This window comes from Streptomyces sp. SID9727, from assembly GCF_010550605.1.
Taxonomy (GTDB): Bacteria; Actinomycetota; Actinomycetes; order Streptomycetales; family Streptomycetaceae; genus Streptomyces.
Map to the genome: position 1 here is coordinate 1 of NZ_JAAGNI010000066.1, position 2,003 is coordinate 2,003.

The 2,003-nt window shown below is 74.6% G+C and carries 1 protein-coding gene and 1 pseudogene; both read right to left on the minus strand.

What is annotated here, in order from left to right; all coding sequences use genetic code 11:
• Positions 1-1,103, minus strand: a pseudogene (locus tag G3I41_RS04080) (hypothetical protein); the annotation flags it as partial.
• Positions 1,104-1,162: 59 nt separating this feature from the next.
• Positions 1,163-2,003 (minus strand): hypothetical protein (locus tag G3I41_RS04085; RefSeq protein ID WP_164398931.1); only part of this gene is annotated, 841 nt, incomplete at its 5' end.

The following is a 2,003-nucleotide window of genomic DNA, read 5'->3' on the forward strand; positions in this document are numbered from 1 at the left end:
ATCAGGGAGCAGCGGCCGCGGGTCTCCTCGGCGCCGGTGACGGTGTGGGCGGCGGCGGTCACCTGCTGGGCGAGCTCGGCGGCCCGGCCGCGCTCCTCGCCGGCGCGGGCGGAGAGGCGACGGGCGAGGGTGCGGGTGCGGCGCTCGGATCCGGCGTGGATGTCGCGGGCGCGGGCGCGGGTTGCGGCGGCCTCGACGATGCGGCCGAGGAGGTCGACGGAGCCTGCGGTGAAGTCGCGTTCGGCGGTGAGTTCGGCGCGGCGGCCGAGCTTGTTGCCGAAGCCGCTGACGAGGTCGGCGAGGCCGTCCGTGTCGCGGGTGTCGGTGACGGCGCGCAGCAGCAGATCGGTGAAGTCGGAGTCCTTCTTGACCGCGAAGAGGCCGGCCGCCTCGCCCTCGTCGGCGTTCATCTCGCGCTGGTAGCGGAAGAGTTCGGGGTCGAGCCCCAGGTCGCCCAAGTGCTCGTTCCAGCGGTCGTGGATCTCCTCCCAGTGCACGTCGAGGTGCTGGTAGAACTTCCCGGCCTCGGTGAGCGCGTCGCGGAAGCCCTTCATGGTGCGGCGGCGGCCGCGAGCTCCGGAGACGCCTTCGGAGGGGCGGCCGACGGCGGTGGACTCGGCGACGGGCAGCGAATCGAGCCCGAGGCCGGGGCCCGGGCGGAACGAGTACCACGCCTCGGCGAACTTGCGGGGGTCGTTGGAGACCTGGCGTCCGCGCCACTCGCTGACCTTGCCGACGACCACGCACTCGCCGGTCAGTGTGTGCTGCCATTCCAGGGCGACATGGCCGCAGTCGTCGGCGAGCAGGAACTTGCGCAGCACGCCGGAGCTGGCGCCGCCGAGGGTGTTGCGGTGGCCCGGCAGCATCACCGAGAAGATCAGTTTCAGCAGGACGGACTTACCGCCGCCGTTCTCCAGGAAGAGGACGCCCGCGGGGGCGGGCCGGCGCGGCGGCCCGACCGGCTCGTCCTCGAAGAACTCCGCCTGCGCCGGGGCGGGGCGGGGCACGGGCTCGCCGACTCCGCGCAGGTCGAGCACGGTGTCGGCGTAGCGTGCGCCGGCCGGTCCGATGGAGTAGAGGCGGACCCGGGACAGCTCGTACATGGCGGCGGACTCTCGTCGTTCTGGGAGCGGAGGGGGGAGACGTCGGTGACGGGCGGCGGTCAGCCGTGGAACGGCAGGCCGGCGTCGGCCACCAGTTCCAGGTCGTCGGGGTCCGGGGGCGGCAGCAGTGTGGCGCTTCCGTCGGTGACGGGGACGACGCCCAGGTCGAGGAGTTCGGCCATGGCGGCGCTGCCCGCCATGTCGCGGACCTGGAGCTGGTAGCGGGCGGTGGTGCGGTACGTGCCGCCGGCGTCGTCGCCGGTGCGCTGGAGGAAGCCGGAGTCGGTGAGGAAGGCGACGGCCTTGCCGATGATGCCGGTGGTGGATCCGGCGAGCCGGCGGGCGTCCTTGGTGGCGCCGGTGGCGCTGCGCCGGGCATAGACGCGCCAGCCGGCCTCCAGGCCCGGAGCGTCGCTGGCCGGGTCGGTGTTGTCGCCCAGCTCCTCGGCGCGCTCCTCCAGCCGGTCGCACGCCTGGCGGACGAAGGCGTCGACGCCGTTGACCGTGATCCGGCCGATGTAGGCGTCGTCGGCGAGGTCCTCGGGGCGCGGGAAGGCCATCGCGGCGACGGCGAGGTGGGCGAGGCCGTGCAGGAAGCGGTCGGCGCTGTCCGAGGAGGCGCGGCGCGCGTAGTCGCCCATGCGGACGGCGAAGACGGAGTCCTCGCCCGCCGTGACGGCCATGCCGGCCCGGGGGGACACCTCCAGGACGATGAGACCGAGCCCGGTGGCGACGGCGTCGGCGAGCCGCGCGAAGGCGGGGTCGTCCCGGTAGCGGCGCAGCAGTTCGGCGTACTCCGCGTCGCGGGCGGGGAGCAGCTTGGGCTGGAGGCCGAAGGCGACGAGCCGGGCGGCGTCGGCCGCGTCGGCCGGGGTGACGGCGGCCGGTGCGGGCGCGGGG